This is a genomic window from Teredinibacter waterburyi (assembly GCF_001922985.1).
In the GTDB taxonomy this organism is placed as follows: Bacteria; Pseudomonadota; Gammaproteobacteria; order Pseudomonadales; family Cellvibrionaceae; genus Teredinibacter; species Teredinibacter waterburyi.
Map to the genome: position 1 here is coordinate 1 of NZ_MRUH01000058.1, position 1,208 is coordinate 1,208.

The 1,208-nt window shown below is 43.0% G+C and carries 2 protein-coding genes; both read right to left on the reverse strand.

Annotated elements, in window-relative coordinates:
- Positions 1-107: 107 nt before the first annotated feature.
- Complete coding sequence (locus IDZ20_RS05745; protein WP_188150476.1) at positions 108-530, reverse strand: hypothetical protein; 423 nt, start codon at positions 528-530, stop codon at positions 108-110.
- A 231-nt stretch (positions 531-761) separates the two neighbouring features.
- Positions 762-953, reverse strand: coding sequence for a DUF3185 family protein (locus IDZ20_RS05750; protein WP_188150477.1), 192 nt, complete (start codon positions 951-953; stop codon positions 762-764).
- Between the last annotated feature and the right edge of the window lie 255 nt (positions 954-1,208).

The following is a 1,208-nucleotide window of genomic DNA, read 5'->3' on the forward strand; positions in this document are numbered from 1 at the left end:
ACGCATAACGCCCAGCTAAGCCGCCGGAACGGAGTTGATTGTTTTGTGCGAGCGTAGCGGAAAAGCACAAAACGAGCAACGCAGTGGAGGTCGGTTTGAGCTGTTTGTTAGGCATTGCTTGTCTCGATTTTAATACCCAGCGTCATAGGAGGAAACACATGCCTTATTACTACCTTTTTGTCATTTTTGAGCGTAAATTTCGTTTGGTTTTCTACACCCTCGCCAAGGTAATCATCCTGCTTTATTTCCAATATTTTTGAAGGAAGGCCTTCCATTTCAAGTAGAAAAGACTGCTCCTGAAATTTCCCCTCACTCACCTTCAGCCCTAGCGCGGGAAAGCGACCTGGCAGTTCTACTTCGCACGGCTGAATCGTGAATGTAGATTGATCGTCAAAAACCAATTCAATCGAATAGCAAATAAGAAAACCTTCATTCGTATCATCTTTCCAAGCCGAATGAACTTCATCATGATTTCTTCCCGTTCGAATTTCGACAAGGTTCTTATTTTCGAAGATGGCATTTTCTCTCATGGCTGCCTAACGCCGTTATAAAAGGCAGTGTTTGTGTAGTGGAGTTTTGGGTTAAAGTGGCGCAGCCACCCCAAAACGGAGCGTAGCAAACACTGTCCTTTTGATAACTTTGTTATGTGCCAGATTAGAAATAGACAATTTGAGCACAAACGTTAAAGACAAAACACCAAGAAACACAACCGATTTGTAATAAAAGATTAGCTACTTACCAATTCCACTGCGGAATCTATACTATTTAACTTTGAACATACCAAAAACGATACAAATAGCTCCACCGACCATGCCTGCCCACGCTTCAATTGGAGTATCTCCACTCAAAGCCCGCGTAAACTGAGAGCTTGCGGAATCATATACATTGTAACCCCACCCTGCCAATGCGATTCCAACTACAATTAAGATAAGTCCGATAACTTTATTATTCATATAAACTCGATTAGTTGTAGTTAATAAATTTACTTCGATAGAAATTCACATAACGCCAAGCTCACCTGCAATTTTTGCTGTGAGCGTTTGTGTAAAATGGAGCTGCGCGACATACACAAACGAGCGCAGCAAAAATTGTCAGGTGGAGCGCCTTGTTATGCGAGGCGGCCCAAAACCAGTAACACACACGTTAGGCGACCGCTAGGTGGCCCCACAGCCTAAACGAAGCGCTTAGACAATAGATATTAAAACCAG

Bases quoted from the DNA above. Each gene is read 5' to 3' on its own strand.
- IDZ20_RS05750 (WP_188150477.1), bottom strand. From the start codon at position 953: ATGAATAATAAAGTTATCGGACTTATCTTAATTGTAGTTGGAATCGCA.
- IDZ20_RS05745 (WP_188150476.1), bottom strand. From the start codon at position 530: ATGAGAGAAAATGCCATCTTCGAAAATAAGAACCTTGTCGAAATTCGA.